Source organism: Candidatus Symbiopectobacterium sp. NZEC135 (genome assembly GCF_025962695.1).
The window spans coordinates 1-1,495 of record NZ_JAGFPF010000417.1 but is presented as its reverse complement, the minus strand read 5'-3'; the positions used below and the strand labels follow the sequence as shown (position 1 = coordinate 1,495).

Below are 1,495 nucleotides of genomic sequence, written 5' to 3'. Positions count from 1 at the left end.
CGTGCTCATAACGTGTGCGCCGCACTGAGTTGAGGAAGAATACGGCCCAGTTTATCCAATGTTTCCTGATATTCCGCCTGTTCCTGACTGTCTGCCACGATACCGCCGCCCGCCCAACAGTGAAGCTGGCCTTGCTCTGCGATCAGCGTGCGAATGGTAATGCTGGTATCCATGGTGCCACAGACGCTGATATAGCCAATACTGCCGCAATAGGCGTTGCGGCGATGCGGCTCCAGCTCTTCAATAATCTCCATGGCGCGAATCTTGGGAGCACCGGTGATGGAGCCGCCGGGGAAACAGGCGCGCAGCAAATCCGTGGCATGGCTGCTTTCCGGCAGCCTTGCTTCAATGGTGCTGACCAGATGGTGTACCGCCGGAAACGCCTCAACGTGAAACAGTTCAGGCACCCGCACGCTGCCGGGGACGGCGACGCGCCCAATATCGTTACGCAGCAAGTCGACAATCATTAAATTCTCCGCCCGATCTTTCTGCGAAGCGGCGAGTGCCGTGGCGCGGCGCGCATCTTCCTGCGGATCGGCGGCGCGCGGCAGTGTGCCCTTGATCGGGCGCGTTTCGATGCGCTGGTTGTGTAACTGCAAGAAACGCTCGGGTGATACGCTGATCACGCAGTGCTCCGGCAAGCGGATAAACGCAGAAAACGGGGCCCGATTGGCGCCCGAGAGCGAGAGAAATGCCTGCCATTCGTCACCGCGATAACCTGCGCTGAAACGCTGCGCCAGGTTGACCTGATAGCAATCCCCTGCGCGCAGATAGGCCTGAATGCGTTGAAAGCGTGTACCGTACGCTTCCCGCGTCATATTGGACTGCCACGGCGTGGTCAGTTGGAAATCGTCATGGGTTGCCGTATCCTGCGGCGCAAAGAGCCAGGCAAGGCGGGCAGCATGATTTTCATAGGTCAGCAGCGTCAGCGTCTGCCGTTGGTGATCGGCGATTAGCGCCCAGTCGTAGATGCCCACCGCCATGTCCGCCAGGTGGATATCTTGCTGTGCCCGCGACGGCAGCGTTTCGACGCGCCGCCCGAGATCGTAACCAAACAGGCCGAGTGCACCGCCCTGAAAAGGCATATCGGGGTGCGCGTGCGCGGTGATCCCGGCCCGCGTCATCTCCTGGCGCACCAACAAGAAAGGATCTTGCGTGGAGCACTGCGTGCCGTCCGCGCGCGTGATGAGCGTCTCATCGCCACGTGTGGTTAATGTGGTCACCGGATCGGCCACCATGATATCGAAGCGGTTATGTTGGTGATCGGCAAAACCGGAGTGCAACAGCATGGCCCACTGCTGATCGGCGAAGGGCGCAAACAGGCGCAGCAGGGCATCCGGCTGATAGGGCAGCGAGTGGTAATCGGGTAAACGAGAATCCATCGGTTGTAATGTCATCGTGCAGGTGCTGATTAATTTAGGATATAGCGTTATGATGCGCGCTTATAGGCCACGCGAGTGCGTCAGCCTAGCACACTTCGCCTACGGCGTATAAG

1 protein-coding gene is annotated in these 1,495 nt (G+C 59.3%); it reads right to left on the bottom strand.

The features are described 5' to 3' along the window. Window positions 1-5 precede the first annotated feature (5 nt). A complete protein-coding gene (gene pabB / locus J5224_RS27445; protein WP_264628301.1) occupies window positions 6-1,397 on the bottom strand; it encodes an aminodeoxychorismate synthase component 1 in 1,392 nt (463 codons plus the stop codon). Window positions 1,398-1,495: the final 98 nt, after the last annotated feature.

Coding starts and splice junctions, on each gene's coding strand:
- pabB (WP_264628301.1), bottom strand. CDS start 1,397: ATGACATTACAACCGATGGATTCTCGTTTACCCGATTACCACTCGCTG.